This is a genomic window from Kosakonia sp. MUSA4 (assembly GCF_013085925.1).
Taxonomy (GTDB): Bacteria; Pseudomonadota; Gammaproteobacteria; order Enterobacterales; family Enterobacteriaceae; genus Kosakonia; species Kosakonia sacchari_B.
In genome coordinates this window covers 3,274,826-3,295,191 of sequence record NZ_CP025697.1, presented here as the reverse complement: position 1 = coordinate 3,295,191, position 20,366 = coordinate 3,274,826, and the positions used below count along the sequence as shown (strand labels likewise).

Genomic DNA, 20,366 nt, shown 5'->3' with positions numbered 1-20,366 from the left:
CAACCTCCTGAAACAGGCAATCAAAGTGATGCCATGGGGCGAAGCCCCGGGCAGGGTTAACGCAACACGTTCGCCAGTTGCGCCAGTCGCTGTTGAGACTGGCGGCGCGCAACCAGCGCCTCTTCCAGCGTCACCGGCATAAAGCGGACGTGTTGATTCGGTTGTAACTGACCAAGAATGGCCAGATCGGGGCTGATAACGGTCCCCAGCGTCATATAGCCGCCGCCCGATACCGCATCGCGCAGCAGGACAATCGGCTCAAGCCCACCCGGTGCCTGAACGGAACCAATGGGGTAGCAGGCATCGACAATATTGGAGGGATCGGAGCCTGCGCCAAACGGCGGCGTCCGTGGGTTAAACGTCAGCGGCTGCCCGCCTTTCAGACGGTAGCCCGTGCGGTCGGCTTCGGTACTGACATGCCAGTCGTCGGCAAAGAAGGTATCGACCGCGGCATCCGTCAGTCGGTGGATATAGAGGCCCGGCACCAGTCGCAGAGTGACGGATGTCTCCAGCACCGGCAGTAATGTTTCAGGAACCGTGTTCCCCTCGCGGCGGAAGCAATCTGCGTTTGCTGGCTGCACGTTCAACACATCACCCGCTGCCAGCCGCCGCCCCTGAAAGCCCCCCAGCGCCCCCAGCGTATAGGTCGAGCGGCTTCCCAGTACGCGCGGCACATCAAGGCCGCCAGCAATCGCCAGATAGCCACGACATCCCTGGCGGGCAGGGGCAAAGCGCAGATGTTGCCCGGCGCGGATATACAGCGCGCTGTGCGCAGCAGCAGGTTGATTGTCGACAATCGGCGTCATCGCCGCGCCGCACACCGCGATCAGCGCATCGGTGGAAAAATGTAACTCCGGGCCGAGCAGCGTCATCTCCAGCACTGCATCATCGGCTGCGTTACCCACCAGCAGGTTCGCCATCTGCATTGAATACGGATCCAACGCGCCGGAGGGGGGAATGCCCAGGTGGTAATAGCCTTCACGCCCTGCATCCTGAACCGTGGTGGCAAGGCCAGGCTTAATCACATTGATGGTCATACAACCCCCTTTTCAACAACTGAGGATAGCCCTGCGGATCGGCGACAAAGTCTGCAAGCACAAATGTCACATCGCGAATACGTGGGGAAAACATGCCTTTTTTTACCTGTTCGCTGATGTCGTCGTAAGTCTGGCGATCGATGGCGCGGAACTGCACAATGTCGCCCGCTTTGAAGAACACCATTTCGCTTTGCAGATACGGCAGACGTTGCGCCGGGTCATAGATTGGCATTGGCGTGATGCCAAACAGCTGATAACCGCCAGCGCCACGCACCGAGTAGATACAGCCGAAGCAGCCGCCATGACCGAGAGATAACCCGGGCGTATCGGTACGCGGGCGCAGGTATTTCGGTACCTGGAGCTGTTTGTCATGCCCGACCATCTGGTACATAAACGGCAATCCGGCGACAAAACCCACCATCGACACGAACCACGGCGTACCGCTGTGGGCGGCAATAAAGTCGTCTTTATCCGCATAACCATTGATGTGTGCGGCATAGTCGAGGTCGCTGCCTTCCGGTGCCTGGTGGCGATCGCGAAAACGCATTAACGTCTCGTGTGTCCACGGATCGTTGTACAGCACTGGCACCTCAATAATGCGTGTCGCCAGCGTGGTGTCGCCTTCGCTATCGGCTTCCAGCGCCTGCAGCTTGTCGAGCAGCGTTTGCGGTGCCAGCACGTCCGGGTTAAAGCGTACCTGGAAAGAGGCGTTTGCCAGGCAAATATCCAGCACACCGGGGAGCTGGCATGCTTCCAGTGCCCGCGTCAGCGTCAGGCCGTGAAAAAAAGCATTTAACGACATTGACTGGTCAATTTCGGCAAACAGATGCTCATCTCCGCCAAAAGAGTAGCGAATCGGATCATTGGCCATAGCGACGGATCTCCTGTAGCGGGGGCGTTGCTGCACTGTCGCGCTCCGCCAGCCACTGCTCGAGGGTGGTGGTGGTGAATTCTCCCGCCTGCAATTGCGGGTGTTGCAGCAGCCATTGATGCAGCGGGGCGGTGGTTTTGATACCGCGCAGTTCAAGCCCTCCGAGTGCCTGGCGGGCGCGGGCCAGCGCGTCGGCGCGATCGGCGCCCCAGGCAATCACTTTCGCCAGCAAGGAGTCATACCACGGGGGAACGGTGTAACCGCTGAAGACATGGCTGTCGACACGGATCCCTTCGCCACCCGGCCACACCACTGCGTCTATCCGGCCAGGGCAGGGGAAGAAGTTCTTGTCGGGGTCTTCGGCGTTAATGCGCATTTCGCAAGCGCTGCCGCTCAGGTGCACATCCGACTGCGCCAGCGTTAGCGGTTCACCGTTGGCAATGCGTAACATCCACTGCACCAGATCGATACCCGTGACCATCTCGGTTACCGGATGTTCCACCTGGATACGGGTATTCATCTCAATGAACCAGAACTCGCCGCGCGTTTCATCAAACAGGTATTCCAGCGTGCCTGCCCCGCGATAGCGTAGGTGCCGCGCCAGTTGCACTGCGCTGTCGCAGAGCGCGGTCCGCTGGGCAGGGCTCAGGGCAGGCGAGGGCGCTTCCTCAAAGATTTTCTGCCGACGGCGCTGTAACGAGCACTCGCGGTCGAACAGGTGGATCACCCGCTCGCCATCGCCGAGGATCTGCACTTCAACATGGCGGGCGCGGGCGATAAAACGCTCGAGGTAGACTGCGCTGGAGCCAAAAGCGGCTTTCGATTCGCTCTGGGCAACGGGGAATTCCCGCGCCAGCGCCTCATCATTTTCTACCACGCGGATACCACGACCACCGCCACCGGCTGCGGCTTTAATCAGGCAGGGATAACCGATCTCGCTGGCGCGAACTTGCGCTGCCTGCACCGTTTCCAGCACCCGGGAGCCGGGAACGACTGGCACACCGGCTTCTGCTGCCGTGCGGCGGGCTGCGGCTTTATCGCCCATCACGCGAATGGTTTGCGCGTCCGGGCCGACGAAAATATACCCGGCCTGTTCAACCCGCTCGGCGAACTGGGCATTTTCCGACAGAAAACCGTAGCCAGGGTGGATCGCATTTGCACCGGTTTGCGCGGCGGCATCCAGCAAGGCATTAATGTTGAGATAACTGCGCGCGGCTTGCGCCGGGCCGATAATGCACACCTCATCGGCCAGTTTTGCCGCGAGGCTTTCACTGTCTGCCTCGCTGCATGCCGCCACCGTTGGGATCCCCAGTGTTTGCGCAGCACGAATAATACGCACCGCTATTTCCCCACGGTTAGCGATCAATAATTTTTTTATTTTCCCCGTCATAAATCCTCCGCAGTGATTATTCGTTATCGGTTTTTATTATGGCTATCACCTGTCCGGGTTCGACGGCATCACCATTTTGTATGGTGATGGTGCTTATTACGCCGCGAGTCTCGGCGAATATTTCACTGAACTGTTTCATCACTTCAATTAAACCAATAATGGTGTCGGGTTCGACTTTATCGCCCTCCTTAACAAAAGGTGTAGCCTCTGGTGAGGGTTGCCGGTAAAAAACACCCGGCAATGGCGAAATAATTTCAATATCAGACATCGTATTTCTCTCCAGATAAGCGGGAATGATTAAACCATACCCGGTGAGCAGACGTTTATACCTGCATTAATGAGCGCCATTTTTACCGAGCTGATAATTTCCAGTGCGCCGGGCGTATCACTGTGGATACAAATAGAATCGAAACGAATCGGGATAGTATTGCCGGTAACGGTTTTGACTTTCCCCTCCAGACAGGCCATTAACACTTTCTCGGTGATCGCCTGCACATTAAGACGCCCGGTACTGCGGGTGAAGACAATAAGCCCTTGATCGTCATACTCTCTGTCGGCGTAAAACTCGGTGACTACCGGATGCTCCAGCCGCTGCGCTGCCTGCCAGACGGCGGAACCCGCCATGCAGTAAAGATAGAGGCCGGCGTCGAGTTGATGCAGGGCGGCAACAAAACATTGCGCTGCCGTTTCATCCCGCGCCAGGTGCATATATAACGCGCCGTGCGGTTTAATATGCTGCAATGGCAAGGAGTATAAACGTGCGAATTCCCGCAATGCACCCAGTTGGTAAATAATGTCGTTAACCAGTTCGTCCATCGGAATAGATAAATGGCGGCGACCAAACCCTTGTAAATCATTAAATCCCGGATGTGCGCCAATGGCCACGCCATTTTTTCTGGCCGACTCGACAGTTTTTCGCATAATATTGGGATCGCCAGCGTGAAACCCGGTGGCAATATTGGCGGAGCTGATTATCGTCATAAGTTCATTATCAACATCATCGCCAATTATCCATGAGCCAAAACTTTCTCCTATATCGGAGTTGATATCGACCGTTTTCATCATAATAATTTCTTATTTCCGTTGGGGGGCGTTAATTCACTATATGAAGATTTATTTGTATCCGAAAAGTGTTATTTTTAGATAGTCTGATATCAGAAAAACAGAACGCTCATCGACAAACATTTTTGCTTAAATAAAAAGAGGGGCAGAGATGCTGACATTACGCCAGGTTCGTTATTTTGTTGCCACCGCCGAAATGGGGCAGATCTCGCTGGCGGCCTTGCATCTCAATATTTCGCAGTCGGCGGTCACCGGGGCGATTCAGGAACTGGAGCAGCTATTGGGCAAGAAGCTGTTTACCCGCTCGGTGCACGGCATGATGCTGACCGACTACGGGAACCATTTTCTTAACCATGCCTATACCGTGTTACAGACCGTGGATAATGCCGTGCGTAGCATGCCGGTTAATGACACGGGTGTGCGAGGCACGCTGCGTCTGGCGGCAAGTTACACGGTGATTGGCTATTTTCTGCCGTTCCATCTGCAACGGCTGGCGCAGGATTATCCGCACATTGATATCCAGTTGTTTGAGTATGAGCGGCAGGATATTGAGCAAGGATTGGTTGACCAGACGCTGGATATGGCGCTGGTGCTGACTGGCAATTTACGCCATCAGTCGATTTCTGCCGAAACCCTGTTTAATTCTACGCGCCGCTTGTGGCTGCCATCACGGCATCCGTTATGTGAAAAATCGCACGTGACGCTGGAGGATGTGGCCGGGGAACCTTTCATTATGCTCACGGTGGATGAAGCCGCAGACAGTGCCATGCGCTACTGGGAAGAGGCCGGAGCCAGCCCCAGCGTTATCCTGCGCACCAGTTCGGTCGAGGCGGTGCGCAGCATGGTGGCTAATGGTTCGGGGATCGCCATCTTATCGGACCTGGTTTATCGCCCGTGGTCGCTGGAAGGGCGGCGCATCGAGACCCGTTCGCTGGTTAACCATGTGCACCCGATGAGCGTCGGCCTGGCATGGCGTCATGATGCCCACTTCACCCCGGCGATGGCGGCGCTGCGCGAGTATTTCCGCAGCGCATTCGTGACGCAGCAAATCAATATGGTGCGACGTTAACACCTCTCTGCGCCCGTTCGGGGTTTTACCGCGCCTGTACATTACGAATGCGAATAGCGCCGTACCGGAGCGTTACATGCTTCCTCTTTGCTCAACCGCTGGATAATGTCCTGGCGTAACAGGAATTTCTGGATCTTACCGGACGATGTTCTGGGCAACTTATCGATAATCACGATCCGTTCCGGGTACTTATACTTCGCCATCCGTTTACGGCTAAAAAAGGTCACCACCTCTTCGAGCGGCAGCGCCTTGCGCGTTTTTAACACCACATATGCACATGAGCGCTCGCCTAAACGTTCATCCGGCATCGCGACGACGCAGGCATCCTCAATGTCCGGGTGCTGCAACAGCACATCTTCCACTTCGCGACTGCTGATGTTTTCGCCACCGCGCACAATGATGTCTTTCTTGCGCCCGGTGATGGTGATATAGCCCTCTTCATCCATCCGGCAGAGATCGCCGCTGTAGTACCAGCCGTCCTTGTCCAGCGCCCGGGCGGTCAACTCCGGTTCGCCCAGATAACCCATAAACACATTCGGCCCGCGTGAAGCCTCTTCGCCTTCCATGCCACGCGGTAGCGTTCTTCGCGACTCATCCACCACCTTGATTTGCACCCCGGCAGCGGCATAACCGTCGGTATTCATCATCTTTGACTGCGGGTCGTCGAGATTCACCACCGCGTGTGGGGAACTCTCGGTTGAACCATAAATGCTGAGCAGTTTGATCCCCAGTTGCTGGCAACCCCGTGCCACCTTTTTCGGGATGGTGGTGCCGCCGCACAAAAAGAAACGTAACGAAGAGAGATCCGCAGGCTGCTTTTCAACCGAACAGAGAATGTCATAGACAAACGGCGTGGCGCCCAGCATGCAGGTGCAGCGCTGTTGCTCCAGCAGCGCAAGGCAGGCGGCAGGGGTAAAAATATCCAGCAGTACGCTGCGCGCGCCAATCAGGAACGGGGCCGTCACGCCGTGTAAAAAGCCGGTCGCGTGGCCGAGGGGTGCGGGCATCAGAAACACATCCTGCCAGGTGAGATTAAGCCGCGCGCAGTAGGCGCGTTCGCTGGCGAGAATATTGTTGTGGGTCAGCATCACGCCTTTCGGCATCCCTTCGGTGCCGGAGGTAAACAGCACTGCCGCCAGTTCATCGCCGTGCACCTTCACAGGCCGGTCCAGCGGCGTATTCTCTTTGAGCAACTGGCGGAAACTGAGTGTGGTTGTGGCTGGTGCCAGTTTGTCGACCCCGACAATGCGTTGCAGCCAGGGAAGCTGGTTTTGCAACGGCTGGATCAGTTCCACCGGGTGCGTTTGCTTAAACAGCGTGGGGGCGAAGAAGATCTTCGCCTGACACTTGTTGAGCACCCACACCAGTTCTGCCTCGCGCCAGGCGGGCAGCAGCGGTACGGACACGGCACCGGTTTTCAGGCAGGCCAGATAAATCACTGTAAACTCACACCAGCCCGGCAGTTGAAACGCGACGCGATCGCCGGGCTGGATGCCGCTGCTCAGCAACCAGCTCGCCAGGCAACTTGACGCATGATCGAGCGCAGCATAGCTGTACGACGCCCCGTGATTATCCACCACGGCAATTTTGTCCGGTACGGCGCGCAGGGTCTGGTGCCAGTAATCCCCCAGCGTCGCGTCTCCCCAAAAACCCTGTTGCCGGTACGCTTTCCGGCGTTCGGCATTAAATGTTATCGCGATACCCATGGAACCTTCTCGTTCAATAAACTGGCAATAGTGAAAAAGAAGGACACCGCCCGGCGATGTCCTTGTGCGCATTGCAGGCGATGTGGCGTTAACCGTAACGGAAGTCGATACCAAACGTACCGGCCGGATACTCCCATTTTTCAAGAATGGTTTCGCCGCACAGTACCCGGCAGGTACCGCACTCAAGACACCCGGCAGAGTCGAAATGAATGTTGCCCTGCGCATCCTGTTTGTAGAGATTGGCGGGGCAGGCCATCAGCAGTTTGCGAAACTCATCAATGTTGGGATCGCGGGTCAGAATAATGTGCGGATGACCCTCATCGACATGGAATTTATTCACGCCCAGTTTGACGTCAACGTTAACGCGGGTTTCCTCAGTCATAATGCTGTCGCCCCTTTAATGCCGTCTTTCAGTAGGTTCATCAGGCCAATTTTTTTCATATGCGACATCATCATTTTGCGCACCGGTTGGTTCGGGCTGCCATCCACGGTGAACATATCGCGCATGATGCCCGCCACCATCTGCGGGTACTGCGTAAACAGTCGCGGGTTTTCCATCAGGGCAGGGAGCTTGCGAAAATGCTGCATATCGCGCATCACAAAGCTCTGCTCCAGCGTGCGTTTGTAATCGGCCAGCGCATGGACGGAGAAATCCTGTTGCTGTTTTGCTCTGATGGTGGTGTTGGCTGCCGCTTCTGCCGAGGCGATGGCTAAATCCATACCGCGAACGGTATAACCCAGGTTCAGGCAAAAGCCCGCAGCATCGCCAACAATCATCACACCGTCGCCGACCAGTTGCGGCACCATGGCCAGACCGCCCTCCGGTACCATATGTGCGGAGTATTCCAGCAATTTTCCGCCTTCGATTAGCGGGCGAATCGACGGATGCTGTTTAAAATCTTCCAGCATCTGCGGCACGCTTTTCCCTGCCTGGCCGATCTCTCCCAGACCGCAGACCAGCCCGATAGACACCGAGTCGCGATTGGTATAAAGGAACCCCCCGCCCATCAGCCCGTTCGAGGGCGACCCGGCAAAGAGCCAGGCGGCACCTTCGTCGGCGGAGAGATTAAACCGGTCATTAATTTGCGTGGTCGATAAGCCAATCAGCTCTTTCACGCCCACGGCGTAATGGTGTGGTGAGGGGGCCGGCACCATCCCCAGCGAACGCCCCAACAGGGAGTTCACCCCGTCGGCGAGGATCACCACACTGGCTTCGAGAATGTCGTCACCGGCCTGCACGCCAGTGACCCGGTTACCTTCCCGGATCAGGGCATCCACGCGTACGCCCGGAATAAACTGCGCACCAGCCTCTTCGGCCTGCTCCATCAGCCACGGATCGAGGCGGTTGCGCAGTACGGTGTAAGAGGCCTGCGTTGGAACGTCGGGTTGTTCACGGTGGAAGTCGAGGGTGACCGCGCTTTCCTCGGTCAAAAAGGAGATCTTCTCACGGGTTACTGTGCGCTCAATCGGCGCGTGCTGCGCGAACCCTGGCATAATGCGTTCAATACTGTGGGCGTAAAGGCGACCGCCGGTCATATTCTTACTGCCCGCGCTGTTACCGCGTTCAATGACCAGCACATCCAGCCCGGCTTTTGCCATCACATACGCGGCAACGGTGCCCGCCACGCCCGCGCCGACCACGATGGCGTCAAATTTTTCATCCGACATGCTTTATGCTCCCTTCCCGCTGCGTGAACAGCGGGATTGTTGCCTGGCAATGGGTTAGTGGCTTAACTGGCCGATCAGCGCAGGGACAACTTTGTAGATGTCGCCCACCAGGCCGTAATCGGCGTAATTGAAAATCGGCGCGTTTTTATCTTTGTTCACGGCGACGATGATTTTGGCACCGTTGCCGCCGACCATATGCTGAATCTGCCCGGATATACCCAGCGTCAGGTAGAGATCCGATTTCAGCAGCACACCGGATACCCCAACATAGCGCTCCCGCTCCATCCAGTTTTCGCCTTCGGCAATCGGGCGTGAGCAACCCACTTCGGCACCGAGTAGGGCGGCCAGTTCGCGTACCATCTTCAGATCGTCCTGCGCTGCAAGACCACGCCCTACGCCGACCACGCGTTTCGCTTTACTCAGATCCACGTTGCGGAGGGTTTTCGCCCGGCGCTGCTGGCAGCGAATTTCGTGGCGCGGCGTAATATAGGTCGCTGCAACGACAGGGCAGGTGTGGGTGGCCTCTGCGGCGGCAGGCTCCAGCACACCGGGGGTAAGGGTAATAATGGCCAGCGCGCCGTTAAGCTTCTCTTTACCAAAGGCCAGCCCACCATACATACGGTGTTGCGCGCAGACGCCATTGGCATCAACGCTGACCGCCGTGGCGTCGTTGACCAGCGCGGCATCCAGTTGCACGCTCAATCGCGCGCCCAGCGCTTTGCAGCGTTTCGTGGCGGCCATCAACAGCAGCGCTGGCTGGCCTGCGCTCTCCTGTGTGATAAAGGCGGCGATGGTTTCGGCGTAGTTTTCCAGGCGTTGCAATTCAGAGTTCGCTTCCAGGACGGTGATGCTGTCTGCGCCGAGCGCTTGCAGGGCGTTTGCCTGTCCCGCGCCCCAGGCAATGGCATGCACCTGTTGGCCCCATTGCCGTGCGCCGGTCAGTAATTCCGCGTAGCGTTGCGTGTTATCGCTTAATACCCAGACGTGGGTTAATTGACTCATGATGTTCTTCTCCGTTGGGCTTAAATCAGGGCTCTTTTCAGGTGTTCTGCCAGTTCTGCGATCGCTTCCGGCGAATCGTTGTCGAGGATGATGTGCTTACGGGGAGTCGCTGGGGGCACGGTGATCTCCAGCAGTTCCGCCAGCGGCGATGTTGGGCTCCAGGCAATGTCGCTGGCCTGCCACTGGTTTACAGGTTTTTTGCCGGCGCTAAGGATGGCTTTCATCGAGGGAATGTGTGGCGTATTAATGTCAGAGGTGACACAGAGCACGGCGGGCAGCGTCAGTTCGATCACTTCCACATCGTCTTCAAGGGTGCGTTCTACGACCAGACGGTCACCTTCACGCTGGATATTGTTCACGGCATTAATCACCGGCAGTTGCAGGATCTCACCCACCAGCAGACCGACCTGCTGCGCGTAGAGATCGCCAGATCCCTCACCAAACAACATCAGGTCGAAGCCGATTTTTTCCGCGGCGGCGGCCAGTGCTTGCGCTGTTTCTCTTGGTAATGCGTGTTCCAACTGCATATCCTGCACCATGTACAGACTGTGCGGGCCACGGGAAAGCACGTCTTTGCGGACCTTCGAATTTTGCAGCAGCGAGCCGCCGACGGTGAGCGCAGCGATTTCATCGCCCTCACTGGCGAGCTGTGAGGCGGCTTCTATTGCATTGAGGTCGAACTGGCTGATTTTTGCATCTGCATAGTCAAAGCTGAGCGCGTGTTCGGGCGTGATGACGATATCCTGTTCCTCAGGCACCAGTTTGAAGCAGGTTATTATTTTCATGGCATCTCCTGTAAGTCGCGGGCGAATGTTGGCGTAGGTAACTAACATCGACGGAATTAACTTGAAATAGTGTGCGGTAGCCAATGGCTATTTTCGACGGGGCAAGCTGTTTTCATTGCTAACAATCTTGCAAAAAAAAGTGAGATCGCTTGTGCAAAAAAAAGTAAGGGAAAATAAATTCCGGGCATAAACATATTATCTTGCACGCTGCGCAAATAATCTTGTTCTGCCTCTGATAACGGTAGTTGAATAACCGCCATTCTGGTTCTATTTTATCCTTATTATTTTGTTTAGGCTTATTCTCTAAATGTGAGGTTGTCATGTATCAACGATGCTTTGATAATGCCATGGAGCCCCTTTTTGCCGAGGGGGAAACGCCCCGATTCTCACGCTTTGTCATCAGCGATGATCCGGCCTGGGAATCCGGACATCATGTTCATGATAATGAAACTGAACTTATCTATGTCAAAAAAGGGGTTGCCCGCTTAGTCATCGACTCGTCGCTGTATGTCGCGCATGCTGATGATATTGTTGTGATTGAACGCGGTCGGCTACATGCCGTTGCCTCTGATGTGAACTCGCCCGCCACCACTTATACCTGCGCGCTGCGCGGTTTTCGTTTTCGCGATTGGGAGGAGAATCAACTGTTGCAGCCTCACTCGTGCCCGGTGATTTCCGCCGGTCAGGGGAAAGAGGTGATTAAAGGTATTTTTAATGAGTTGAGTTTAATGTTGCCGCAAAGTAAAAGCACATTAACATCCTCTGTCTATGATGCTTTTGCTTATGCGCTGACGGTGTTGTACTTCGAAAACTTTAAAAATGCCTACCGTTCCGAACAGGGATATATTAAAAAAGATGCTTTAATTAAAGATATTCTGGTTTATCTTAATAACAATTACCGTAAAAAAATAACCCTCGATCAGTTGTCAAAACAGTTTCGCGCCAGCGTCAGTTATATTTGTCACGAATTTACCAAAGAGTACCGTATTTCGCCGATCAACTACGTGATCCAGCGGCGTGTGACCGAGGCAAAATTCGCCCTGACCAACACGGATAATTCGCTGGCAGAAATCTCCTGGCGGGTTGGCTACGAAAATGTTGATCACTTCACCAAGCTGTTTTTGCGCCACGGCGGCTGCTCTCCCAGCGACTATCGCCAGCAGTTTAAAAACAACGTTGCAGAGCAGGAGTGTCTGCACGAGTTTTATAAGCGGGAAAGCGTGCTGTATTGATTTTGTTTTGTGCAGTTCCCGGTCTGGCCGGGAACTGCTTTGCCGGCCTGTTAATCCTGGTACTCTTTCAAAATCTGCCGCCCGGCCACGTAGATCATTATCTCATCCGTGCCACCGCCAATACGTTCGCAGCGCACATCACGCCAGAACCGGGAGACACGCGCTTCATCGGTATAGCCCAGTCCGCCCATAATCTGGATGGCATCGTCGATCACTTCCATTGCCGTGCGGGCACAGTGCAGTTTCGCCAGCGCGGCGCTGGTGCGCAGTGACTGTTGCTGGTCCGCCTGCCAGGCCACTTTCAACACCATATTGCGCATGTTTTCGACTTTAACCGCCATTAATGCCAGCTTTTCCTGGATCATCTGGTTGTGGCCAATCGGTTTGCCAAAGGCAATGCGCTGGTTGGCGTAACGCGCGGCGTCTTTAAAGGCGCATTCGGCAAAACCGGTGCTGCGGGCGGCATTGATCAGACGTTCCATCTCAAAGTTGTACATCACATTGAGAAAACCCATTCCTTCTTCGCCGACCATGTCGCTTTCTTCCACCTCAACATTGTCGAGATAGACTTCGCAGGTGCTTAGCATATGCCAGCCGATTTTGTGCAGCGGGTTGACTTTGATCCCCGGTTTTTTGGCGTCTACCCACCACAGCGTAAAGGCTTTTTTCGGGTCTTTAGGCTGCGGATCGCGCGCCAGCACCAGCATGTATGGATACTCTTTTGCGCCGGTGATAAAGGTTTTTTGCCCGTTAAGATAGACCTTGCCGTTTTCGCGCGTATAGCTGGTAGTGGCACTGTTATTGTCAGAGCCCGCACCTGGTTCGGTTAACGCCAGGGCATAGGCCGGGTCGCCTGTCTCCAGTGTGCTTTCCGCTGTTTTACGCAACTGCTCGGCCGAGCCAAAGCGGCGCATGCTGTGAATACACTGGCCGTTGGTGATTAGAAATGCAGGTGCGCCGCATTTGGAGACTTCCATCAGCGCCAGCATCTGGGTGACATAATCAGCAGGGATCCCCCCAAACTCTTCCGGTACGCCCAGCATCGAAATGCCGTTGTCGGCAAGGGCGCGCATAAACTCTTTCGGGTAGGTCCCGTTCTGGTCGCAGGTGCGAAAATACTCTTCCGGAAAGTTTGTGGTGATCAGTTCCCGGATGCTGGTAAGCAGCAGTTCCTGCTCTTCGGTTAAAGAAAAGTCCATTAGCGTACTCCTTTAATTAGCCGCTTCGGGCAACACAAAACCCATGGTGGCGTCGATAAATAATCTGCTGTCCATCAGTTTCACATCCGGTGACACCACCGGTGCGAACGCCATCTGAGCGAGGATATCTTTTTGCAGGTCGACCCCAGGGGCTATCTCGATTAAATGCAGACCATCTTCTTTCAGTGTGAAGACGGCGCGTTCAGTGATGTAGCGGACATCCAGCCCGCGTTCGAGGGCGATTTTTCCGCTGAAGGTGATCTCCGGCAGGGTGTCGACGAATTTTTGCACCCGACCTTCCTGCACAATGTTCAGTTTGCCGTCGGTAATGTCGGTTTTCAGACCGGCTGCGGTGAGGGTGCCGCAGAAGACAATTTTTCGTGAGGTGGCGCTGATATCAATAAACCCGCCCGTGCCCATGATTTTGCCGTTGAATTTATGCACGCCAACGTTGCCGTGCTGATCCACTTCGGCAAAGCTCAGGTAACACACATCCAGTCCGCCGCCGTGGTAAAAATCAAATTGCGACGTCATATCGAGAATGGCACGGGTATTGACGTTCGCGCCAAATGCCACCCCCTGTGAGGTAATGCCACCGACCGGCCCGGTTTCCACCGTCAGGACAAAGTCGTCCGCACAGCCTTCTTCCCGCGCCACCAGTCCGATGCCGTCGGCAATGCCGACGCCGACGTTGCCGACCGCGCCTTTGCGCATTTCAAACAGTGCGCGGCGTGCCACCAGTTTGCGCTGGTTGAGGGGCAGGGTGAGTTGCGTGCTGTCATCCAGTGTGAAGTCGCCAGAGATAAAACGGTTTACCGGTGCGCCGCCGTACAGTTGCGTCTGGTCAGGGTCCACGACGACGATATCCACGAGATAACCCGGAATACGTACCGATTTTGGATGCAGCGTGGCCTTTTTGACCATTTTCTGCACCTGCATCATGACAATGCCGCCGTTGTTATGCACCGCCTGGGCGAGCACCAGCGCATCCAGATACATCACTTCATCTTCAAACGAGGCGTAGCCTTCGCTGTCGCAGGTGGTGGCACGTATAAAGGCGATATTGGGCGCAATGGCTTTGTAGTAGAGGTACTCTTTGTTGTCGATCTCGACCAGCTTGATCAGGTCTTCTTTGGTGACCTCGTTGAGCTTACCGCCCTGCAGACGGGGGTCGACAAACGTCCCGATGCCGATATCGCTCAGAATACCCGGCTGGTGGGCCGCAGCGGCACGCAGCGTTTGGGTCAGTACACCTTGCGGATAGTTGTAGGCGGCAATTTTCCCTTGTTCGGCGAGATCGGAAATGCGCGGTGACTGCCCCCAGTGGCCGCACAGCGCCCATTTGACCAGCCCTTCTTGCGCCAGCGGGCTGATACCGCGATCGGCCCGGTCGCCCAGCCCGGTCGGGCTGATAAGGGATAAATTACGCGGGGTTTGCGTCTGTTTATATTTATCGGCTAAGGCGTTAATTAAGGTGGTGGCTTCGAGGATGCCGCCGCCCGCCCCTAAAATACACAGCGTGGCCTCATCCGGAATATAGCTCACCGCATCCTGTGCCGATAGCACAGTCACACGCCCGTTAATACGTGATGGTCTTTCAGGTTTCATAATAACTCCTGGCAATAATGCCTGGTACAACGCTGGCCTTATTTCGCCATGGTGATGGGCAAAAAAAGCCGCACGCGTCCACTGAATATTGATGATAAATATTCATTCAGGTCATTATTTTTTAATTTGTGGCTGGAAGGTTGATTCCCGCCTGAATTCAGGTTATCAGGCCTGATGCAATATCGTTAATACCGTACGCAGATCGCCAACGGATATTTGACCAGGTGCCGACGCCTTTTTCACTGCGCCAAAGGTGGCCGCAGAACCAAAGACTTCGCCCGCGAGGCGTGAAATCACCCCGGTTTTGGCCATCGACATCGTGATCAGCGGACGGTCGGCATACTGCTCCTGTATCGTCAGCGTGGCGCTAAGCAGCGTCAACACATCGGTTTTGCTTTGTGGCATCAGCGCGATTTTGGGGATATCCGCCCCCAGTTCCTGCATTTTGCGCAGACGCCCGACAATCTCTTCCGCTGGCGGTGTTTTATGGAAATCATGGTTGGACATCACCACCCGCACGTTTTTCGCTTGCGCGTGTGCCACCGTGGTTTTGATCAGCTCGTCGCCGGTAAACAGCTCCAGATCAATCATATCCACCAGACCGCTGTCTACCGCTGCACGGTTGAGCGTGATGTAGTCATCGGCGGACAACGCCTGTTCGCCGCCTTCTTTCGCACTGCGGAAGGTAAACAGCAGCGGTTTATCCGCCAGCGTGCTGCGGATGATGGCGGCAGCTTCCAGTACGGTATCGATAGACGCCACATCGGCAAAATGGTCAACGCGCCATTCCAGAATGTCGAAATCGGCGTCGCGATAGGCCAGCGCTTCTGCTTTGACGCTGGCAATATCTTTGCCCATCAGTGAGACGATGATCTTTGGCGCGCCTTCGCCAATCACCAGATTTTTTACGGTTATGGTTTTCATTGAGTACCTTTTATTCACCAACCTGTCAGGCTTCAAAGCCCATGACCTGTTTCACGTATTCCAGCGGGAACTCTTTACCGGTCCACAGTTTGAACTGCTCAGCGCCTTGCCATAACAACATGCCGTAACCATCAATTGTTTTGCAGCCCGCTTGTTGTGCCTGCTGCAATAACTTCGTGATATGTGGGTTATAGACACTTTCGGTGACCAGCAGATCCGGGCGTAGCAGGCTCACGTCACTGATAAGGGATTCGTTATCCAGCGGCTTCATGCCGACTTTGGTTCCGTTGGTGAGAATGTCCGCCGTGGCGAGCGCGGCAGCAAAGGATTTCTGGTCGGCGAGGTCGGTCACCGTGACCACGCAATCGGTGTTTTCATTGACCCGTTTGGCAAAAGCGACCGCTTTTTCAAAGAAATCATCTTTGCGGTTAAACAGCTTGATCTCTTTCATCCCTTCAATTGCCGCCTGCGCGCCAATCGCCGTGGATGCGCCGCCTGAACCCAGCAGCACCATGGTTTTGCCTTTGATGTTGAAGCCGCTCTCTTTAATGGCGCGAATATGGCCGGTCCCGTCGGTGTTGTAGCCGCGCAGATAGCCGTCGTCATTGACGATAGTGTTGATGGCGCCCACCAGTTTCGCCGCTGGGGTGAGTTCATCGACATATTCGCATGCCAGTTGTTTATTGGGCATGGAGACCCCGGTGCCACGCATTTTTAACGCTTTCAGTCCGGCAATAGCGTTAGCAAAGGTCGTGTTGTCGACTTCAAAGGCCATATAGGTAAAGGGCAATCCTGCTTTTTCTAACGCTTTATTTTGCATTTCAGGAGACAGACTGTGTCTGATGGGGTAGGCCATAAGGCCAATCAGTTCATATTTTGCTGTTACATCCATAATAAACTCCTTGAACCCTTATAATGAATCAGAATTGTTCACTGAAAATAACGCTCGCCTAGCCGCAAATCATTTTTGGGAATATTAAATACTCGGTAGTAACGGACGAAGACAATAACGGAGGTGATAAAGGCCAGTAGTGCAAATATAAAGTCCAGCAGGATGATGTATTGCAGGCCGATATTAGAGAGATAACCGGTAATGAGTGGAATAATAAAGTTCGCCAGCCCGCCCATCATCATATATACGCTGGTGACTTTGGCTTTGCTTTTTGGGAAGAACTCCGACATCACCGATACGCCCAGTTGCAGGATGCCCCCCGCGGCGGAGAAGCCGATAACAAAAGCCCCACCGTTACACACCAGCGGCGACGGATAGAGATAGATAACCGCCGCGGTGAGGGTGGCAAGTCCGGCGTTGAAAACGTTAGCCCAGATTGGGCGCACCATTTTTTTCAGTAGTACGGCGAAAATAAATACGCACACCAGCGAGCCCATACTGTAGTAAGAGATGGTTTTCAGGGCGTCGGCTTCCGCCATTCCGGTAAACGCCATGGCATACTTCGGCATCCAGACCACAATCACATAGAAGGTGGAGAAAGCAGCGACGCCAAACAGCACCGAGGCCACGCCTTCCAGCCACGGTAACGGTTTGCTGTTCATCTGCGGCAACTCTTTGGCGACACTGGCGTCCACTTGCTGACCGGGGAAGGTGCTTTTCAGCAACATCAGCGTGATAATGACAAACAGCGCGCCGGGAATGATAACGCCGTAGCCGTACCAGATGTTATTAAGCAGCATGTAGCCGACGATCATCGGGTAGAGCATCTGGCCGAAGGAGACCATCGCTTTCACCAGGATCACCGCCGAGCCGGAGGCTTTCGGGAAACACTCCATCAGTGCCGGGTAACCGCCGGTATCCAGCGCCGAATTCGCCACGCCGACACACACTGCCAGTATAAAGGCCACCATCAGATTCGGGCTTGACGGAATACCGAAGAAAAACAGCATATACAGTATGACGCCCAGCAGAATAACGGTGCGGCGGCCAAACTTGTCGGAAATCACACCAAAGAACAGAATACTGACCAGCCGACCAAGACCGATGCCGGAAATTAAATATGCGATGCCGGCATTATCGGTAGAAAATTTCGCTGCCAGCGATGTCATGTTTTGCGCCAGCGTAATGACGCTGATGCCATGTAAAAAATAACTAAGATAGATACAGATAACAGCCAGCAAAAATGGCGTATTGAAAGCCTTTTTCTGAGACATTTTATTCACCGCTCCGTGCTGATTTTTTAAATTTATTCTGCTCGCGCCGGTCGTGATTCCAGGTGGCGAGTTTAGTGATTAATTTACTTGCTCACGGCGGGCGGGCATACATAGCATGGCGCTTAATTTGCCAGGTTTATTGCAGGCTAAAATGTGAGGAGAAATTGTTTTTATGCCCTTTTTAGCGATATCTTCAGCGGCGTTAATAAATCGCCATCGTATTTTGCATGAGGCCGTCAATAATATTGCATACGATGCTTTTCGGGTTATTCCGCTAACGGCGACATATTCATTAAACGTCGGGACTCGATGCGATTGCGCAGGCCAATAAATAGCGCCAGTAGGAAGCCGACGGCGGCAATGGCCGTATCGAACCACATAATATCGGCAATGTTGCTTTCCGCGAGATGCGCAGTGATAAGCGGAATGGTAAAGGTGGCAATACTGCCCGAGCTGTAATAAATACCGGTGGCTTTTCCTTTAGCATGGGGGAAGCGCGCAGCCATCAGCGTCAGGCCAATCTGTACCACGCCACCCGCTGAAGAGAAACCAATCACAAAGGAGAACGCGATCACCACCGGTATGCTGGGATGCAGGCAGACCGTTAGCAGCGCAATAAAGGAGATAAAGGTATAAATCACCAGCAATTTCATGGTCATGGCAAGCTTACGCACCAGTGGGGCAGTGATAAAGACACACAGCAGCGAACCGCAGGTGTAGACGCTGAGCAGCTTGATGGACTCGGTGTAGGACATGCCGACAACAAACTGACCATATTGCGCAAGCCATTGGCTGATAAGGTAAAATGTGGTCATCGATATGTAACCGTACAGCGTGTAACTGGCCAGATCGATAACAGAGCAGCGGTGTTTCTCTTGCGCCATATCATTTGCCGCCTGCGCGCCAGGAGATTTATGACCGCGATGGGGCGGAAATGTGCAGCGCAGTAGAAACACGCCGTTGACCAGCATGATGGCGGCAGCAATCAGAAACGACCAGCCAAACCACAGTTCCGCCCACACCAGCAGGCTGATGATCATCGGCAATAAAAACTGCCCCGCAGAGATAAACGCTTTGATCAGTACATTTGCCGTGCCGGGCGAGCGTGGAAACGCCTCCATCAGGCTGGGGTAGGTTCCGGCATCAAGAAAGCTGTTGGCGATACCGGCTAAAAAGCCGAACGCGTAGGCCAGCATAATACTGTGGGTATGAATAATGCCGATAAAAAAGACCAGGTAGCAGAGCATGCCGAGTATCACAAAAGGTCGGCGGCCAAAGCGGTCGGATAACATTCCGGAAAAAAACAGGACGCTTAATCGGCCAATGCCCAGCGAGGAGATCACCACCGAAACACCGGCGGCATTGGTCTGCCATTGCAGTTCGAGTGAGGACATATTGAGGCTCATCAGAATGACCCCCATGCCATGCACCAGGTAATTAAAATAGAGGCCTAATGCGGTTGTGAGATAGGTGTTTTTCATTGTTTGTGTGCTGCGTGACGGTAAAATAAATCGTCGGTGGGGTGACCAACCGTGTTAACACAGATGCTCGAGATCGTGAGCATAGAGTTCGGCTGCAACCGACTGATAAACCTTCCAGTCCAGATAATTGCCATCATGATATACCGTCTGAAATGCGGTTAAGTCGGCGAAAAAACGCATGGTATTATTACCAATGCGATTATTTATTCGTTTAATGAGGGCGTTGAGGTGTGATTGTCTTTTTTTTCTCATCTCCAGCAGTTTTTCAACAATATCTGCCGGGATCTCGCTTTCACCGTTTTCCCATTCCTGCCAGGTTTGTGCATTATGCTGTGGTGCAATCCAGATAACGCACTCCTCAATACTCATGGCGAAAATATGGCGTAATGCCTGTAATTCATATGCGTTCATTATTTAATTACTTCAGCCAGAATCGATTAAGCATAAATAACACTATTGAACCGTTTCGGAGTTGAAGAGAGTCGCATTATCTTGTGCAATATTATTTGTTACCAGCGTGTGAAAATGCGCAGATGCACGCCAGACATGGCAGGCAGGGCGATACAGCAATCTCCATTTTTTCACCTATTGGAGTGCCCACGTCCCGGTAGACAGTTTCTGTCCTCACAACGGGGCCTGTTTGAGGGCACCCGGACTGACACCCGCCAGATGATGTGGCGCCGGGTAGGGTTTCAGCAATGCGTTGTTGAGCGGGATTCCCTCGCGTTGCTGTCGGGCATCAGCCAGAGACACAACAGGGGAAGCACCTAAGCCAGGACGGGATTCTTTACCATTGATACGGTACGTGAAATACCAGAGTCGGGATCCATTTGGATTAACCTATAGATACAGACCGTGAGAATCGGGTGTTTTGAAGGGTTTGACTGCGGGCTTGAGGCTGTGGATTTTCGTGTCGGAAAGAGACATAGGGTGGTCACTCCATTATCGAACTGAAATGACCCCAGATCAGACCACTAATTTTTCCCGATGCGGAGGGGAACTGCGAATGCATCGGGAAACGTTTTTACGCTAACTTATTGAATATATAAAAGATAGAAATTCGCAAAGAGGCATAAGAACAAGAATTTGGCTCCTCTGACTGGACTCGAACCAGTGACATACGGATTAACAGTCCGCCGTTCTACCGACTGAACTACAGAGGAATC

Annotated in this window: 19 protein-coding genes, 1 tRNA gene and 1 pseudogene; 2 read left to right on the top strand and 19 right to left on the bottom strand. The window is 54.1% G+C overall.

Translation table 11 applies throughout. The features are described from left to right. Positions 1–56: 56 nt before the first annotated feature. From C0557_RS15635 to C0557_RS15615, 5 genes are read right to left on the bottom strand one after another with little or no spacing between them, the layout of a single operon-like run. Entirely contained in the window at positions 57–1,037 is a 981-nt protein-coding gene (locus C0557_RS15635; RefSeq protein ID WP_208659315.1) for a biotin-dependent carboxyltransferase family protein, read from the bottom strand. Continuing rightward, positions 1,018–1,908, bottom strand: coding sequence for an allophanate hydrolase subunit 1 (locus C0557_RS15630; protein ID WP_208659313.1), 891 nt, complete (start codon positions 1,906–1,908; stop codon positions 1,018–1,020). Before C0557_RS15630 ends, C0557_RS15635 begins: the two co-directional genes overlap by 20 nt. Next, on the bottom strand, positions 1,898–3,298 hold the full coding sequence (locus C0557_RS15625) for an acetyl-CoA carboxylase biotin carboxylase subunit (protein WP_208659310.1): 1,401 nt from the start codon (positions 3,296–3,298) through the stop codon (positions 1,898–1,900). Before C0557_RS15625 ends, C0557_RS15630 begins: the two co-directional genes overlap by 11 nt. A 16-nt stretch (positions 3,299–3,314) precedes the next feature. Then, positions 3,315–3,566 (bottom strand): acetyl-CoA carboxylase, encoded by a 252-nt coding sequence (locus C0557_RS15620; protein WP_208659308.1) that lies wholly within the window; start codon positions 3,564–3,566, stop codon positions 3,315–3,317. A gap of 29 nt (positions 3,567–3,595) precedes the next feature. Further along, positions 3,596–4,363 carry a 5-oxoprolinase subunit PxpA gene (locus C0557_RS15615; RefSeq protein ID WP_217273264.1) on the bottom strand — a complete coding sequence of 256 codons (768 nt, stop codon included), beginning with the start codon at positions 4,361–4,363 and terminating at the stop codon, positions 3,596–3,598. A gap of 148 nt (positions 4,364–4,511) precedes the next feature. On the opposite strand from C0557_RS15615, the gene C0557_RS15610 reads away from it, so the two are divergent. After that, a complete protein-coding gene (locus C0557_RS15610; RefSeq protein ID WP_074779715.1) occupies positions 4,512–5,429 on the top strand; it encodes a LysR family transcriptional regulator in 918 nt (305 codons plus the stop codon). Positions 5,430–5,470: 41 nt separating this feature from the next. On the opposite strand, the gene fadK is transcribed toward C0557_RS15610, so the two are convergent. The 5 genes from fadK to C0557_RS15585 form a co-directional block, all read right to left on the bottom strand. Continuing rightward, positions 5,471–7,135: a medium-chain fatty-acid--CoA ligase gene (fadK, locus tag C0557_RS15605; RefSeq protein WP_208659306.1), complete on the bottom strand. Its 1,665-nt coding sequence runs from the start codon at positions 7,133–7,135 to the stop codon at positions 5,471–5,473. 88 nt (positions 7,136–7,223) lie between these two features. Then, a complete protein-coding gene (locus tag C0557_RS15600) occupies positions 7,224–7,517 on the bottom strand; it encodes a ferredoxin family protein (RefSeq protein ID WP_208659304.1) in 294 nt (97 codons plus the stop codon). Continuing rightward, the gene (locus tag C0557_RS15595; RefSeq protein ID WP_208659302.1) at positions 7,514–8,803 is read right to left on the bottom strand and encodes an FAD-dependent oxidoreductase; all 1,290 of its coding nucleotides are present in this window, start codon (positions 8,801–8,803) and stop codon (positions 7,514–7,516) included. The genes C0557_RS15600 and C0557_RS15595 overlap by 4 nt, the downstream gene beginning before the upstream one ends. Positions 8,804–8,857: 54 nt before the next feature. Continuing rightward, positions 8,858–9,805, bottom strand: a complete 948-nt coding sequence (locus tag C0557_RS15590) for an electron transfer flavoprotein subunit alpha (RefSeq protein WP_208659300.1) — start codon at positions 9,803–9,805, stop codon at positions 8,858–8,860. Between the two features lie 20 nt (positions 9,806–9,825). Next, positions 9,826–10,590: an electron transfer flavoprotein gene (locus tag C0557_RS15585; protein WP_074779725.1), complete on the bottom strand. Its 765-nt coding sequence runs from the start codon at positions 10,588–10,590 to the stop codon at positions 9,826–9,828. A gap of 320 nt (positions 10,591–10,910) precedes the next feature. Between C0557_RS15585 and C0557_RS15580 the strand changes: the two genes are divergently transcribed. Further along, positions 10,911–11,822: an AraC family transcriptional regulator gene (locus C0557_RS15580; RefSeq protein WP_208662979.1), complete on the top strand. Its 912-nt coding sequence runs from the start codon at positions 10,911–10,913 to the stop codon at positions 11,820–11,822. 50 nt (positions 11,823–11,872) lie between these two features. Here C0557_RS15580 and C0557_RS15575 read toward each other — a convergent pair whose 3' ends face one another. The 9 genes and pseudogenes from C0557_RS15575 to C0557_RS15540 all read right to left on the bottom strand — a co-directional run bounded on the left by C0557_RS15575 (position 11,873) and on the right by C0557_RS15540 (position 20,363). Further along, positions 11,873–13,021: an acyl-CoA dehydrogenase gene (locus C0557_RS15575; protein WP_208659297.1), complete on the bottom strand. Its 1,149-nt coding sequence runs from the start codon at positions 13,019–13,021 to the stop codon at positions 11,873–11,875. Positions 13,022–13,033: 12 nt separating this feature from the next. Further along, entirely contained in the window at positions 13,034–14,629 is a 1,596-nt protein-coding gene (locus tag C0557_RS15570) for an acyl CoA:acetate/3-ketoacid CoA transferase (protein ID WP_208659295.1), read from the bottom strand. 165 nt (positions 14,630–14,794) lie between these two features. Next, positions 14,795–15,553 (bottom strand): type I 3-dehydroquinate dehydratase, encoded by a 759-nt coding sequence (gene aroD, locus C0557_RS15565; protein ID WP_208659292.1) that lies wholly within the window; start codon positions 15,551–15,553, stop codon positions 14,795–14,797. Between the two features lie 25 nt (positions 15,554–15,578). Further along, the gene (gene ydiB, locus C0557_RS15560; RefSeq protein WP_208659290.1) at positions 15,579–16,445 is read right to left on the bottom strand and encodes a quinate/shikimate dehydrogenase; all 867 of its coding nucleotides are present in this window, start codon (positions 16,443–16,445) and stop codon (positions 15,579–15,581) included. Positions 16,446–16,483: 38 nt separating this feature from the next. After that, the gene (locus C0557_RS15555; protein WP_208659288.1) at positions 16,484–17,719 is read right to left on the bottom strand and encodes an MFS transporter; all 1,236 of its coding nucleotides are present in this window, start codon (positions 17,717–17,719) and stop codon (positions 16,484–16,486) included. Positions 17,720–17,985: 266 nt separating this feature from the next. Then, positions 17,986–19,200, bottom strand: coding sequence for an MFS transporter (locus tag C0557_RS15550; RefSeq protein WP_208659286.1), 1,215 nt, complete (start codon positions 19,198–19,200; stop codon positions 17,986–17,988). 54 nt (positions 19,201–19,254) lie between these two features. Next, on the bottom strand, positions 19,255–19,611 hold the full coding sequence (locus tag C0557_RS15545; protein WP_208659284.1) for a YdiL family protein: 357 nt from the start codon (positions 19,609–19,611) through the stop codon (positions 19,255–19,257). 303 nt (positions 19,612–19,914) lie between these two features. Next, positions 19,915–20,127 (bottom strand): annotated as a pseudogene (locus C0557_RS27485) (Arm DNA-binding domain-containing protein); the annotation flags it as partial. 160 nt (positions 20,128–20,287) lie between these two features. Beyond that, positions 20,288–20,363: transfer RNA gene (locus C0557_RS15540), tRNA-Asn, on the bottom strand. Positions 20,364–20,366 lie beyond the last annotated feature (3 nt).

Excerpts from the sequence above, each read along its gene's own strand:
- C0557_RS15635 (WP_208659315.1), bottom strand. The coding sequence starts at position 1,037 with ATGACCATCAATGTGATTAAGCCTGGCCTTGCCACCACGGTTCAGGAT.
- C0557_RS15630 (WP_208659313.1), bottom strand. The coding sequence starts at position 1,908 with ATGGCCAATGATCCGATTCGCTACTCTTTTGGCGGAGATGAGCATCTG.
- C0557_RS15625 (WP_208659310.1), bottom strand. The coding sequence starts at position 3,298 with ATGACGGGGAAAATAAAAAAATTATTGATCGCTAACCGTGGGGAAATA.
- C0557_RS15620 (WP_208659308.1), bottom strand. The coding sequence starts at position 3,566 with ATGTCTGATATTGAAATTATTTCGCCATTGCCGGGTGTTTTTTACCGG.
- C0557_RS15615 (WP_217273264.1), bottom strand. The coding sequence starts at position 4,363 with ATGATGAAAACGGTCGATATCAACTCCGATATAGGAGAAAGTTTTGGC.
- C0557_RS15610 (WP_074779715.1), top strand. The coding sequence starts at position 4,512 with ATGCTGACATTACGCCAGGTTCGTTATTTTGTTGCCACCGCCGAAATG.
- fadK (WP_208659306.1), bottom strand. The coding sequence starts at position 7,135 with ATGGGTATCGCGATAACATTTAATGCCGAACGCCGGAAAGCGTACCGG.
- C0557_RS15600 (WP_208659304.1), bottom strand. The coding sequence starts at position 7,517 with ATGACTGAGGAAACCCGCGTTAACGTTGACGTCAAACTGGGCGTGAAT.
- C0557_RS15595 (WP_208659302.1), bottom strand. The coding sequence starts at position 8,803 with ATGTCGGATGAAAAATTTGACGCCATCGTGGTCGGCGCGGGCGTGGCG.
- C0557_RS15590 (WP_208659300.1), bottom strand. The coding sequence starts at position 9,805 with ATGAGTCAATTAACCCACGTCTGGGTATTAAGCGATAACACGCAACGC.
- C0557_RS15585 (WP_074779725.1), bottom strand. The coding sequence starts at position 10,590 with ATGAAAATAATAACCTGCTTCAAACTGGTGCCTGAGGAACAGGATATC.
- C0557_RS15580 (WP_208662979.1), top strand. The coding sequence starts at position 10,911 with ATGTATCAACGATGCTTTGATAATGCCATGGAGCCCCTTTTTGCCGAG.
- C0557_RS15575 (WP_208659297.1), bottom strand. The coding sequence starts at position 13,021 with ATGGACTTTTCTTTAACCGAAGAGCAGGAACTGCTGCTTACCAGCATC.
- C0557_RS15570 (WP_208659295.1), bottom strand. The coding sequence starts at position 14,629 with ATGAAACCTGAAAGACCATCACGTATTAACGGGCGTGTGACTGTGCTA.
- aroD (WP_208659292.1), bottom strand. The coding sequence starts at position 15,553 with ATGAAAACCATAACCGTAAAAAATCTGGTGATTGGCGAAGGCGCGCCA.
- ydiB (WP_208659290.1), bottom strand. The coding sequence starts at position 16,445 with ATGGATGTAACAGCAAAATATGAACTGATTGGCCTTATGGCCTACCCC.
- C0557_RS15555 (WP_208659288.1), bottom strand. The coding sequence starts at position 17,719 with ATGTCTCAGAAAAAGGCTTTCAATACGCCATTTTTGCTGGCTGTTATC.
- C0557_RS15550 (WP_208659286.1), bottom strand. The coding sequence starts at position 19,200 with ATGAAAAACACCTATCTCACAACCGCATTAGGCCTCTATTTTAATTAC.
- C0557_RS15545 (WP_208659284.1), bottom strand. The coding sequence starts at position 19,611 with ATGAACGCATATGAATTACAGGCATTACGCCATATTTTCGCCATGAGT.